At 55.7% G+C, this 305-nt stretch carries 1 pseudogene; it reads right to left on the reverse strand.

The annotated features are described in order from the left end of the window. Positions 1 to 37: 37 nt before the first annotated feature. Positions 38 to 305 (reverse strand): annotated as a pseudogene (locus tag P0G09_RS18175) (ABC transporter permease); the annotation flags it as partial.

The raw sequence follows: 305 nt of genomic DNA on the forward strand, positions 1-305 counted from the left end.
GATCATTTATGTAACCGAGTGCGCACTCGGCTGCAACTTAATAGGTCATTGCCTCGCCATCGTCGTCTTCTTCAACAACTGCCGCGGGGGCACCGGGTGCAGGCTCTTCCTTTTTACGGCGGAAGATGCCCTGCTGCAGGTTCCAGAGCTCGTAATACTTGCCCTGCTTTGCCAGCAGCTCGTCATGGGTGCCGCGTTCCACGATCTGGCCGTGATCCATGACCAAAATCAGGTCGCAGTCACGGATAGTGGAAAGGCGGTGTGCCACAATCAGCATCGAACGGTCAGCCAGCTGGTTATAGATC

The sequence above is a fragment of the Faecalibacterium sp. DFI.5.82 genome, assembly GCF_029076575.1.
In the GTDB taxonomy this organism is placed as follows: domain Bacteria; phylum Bacillota; class Clostridia; order Oscillospirales; family Ruminococcaceae; genus Faecalibacterium; species Faecalibacterium duncaniae.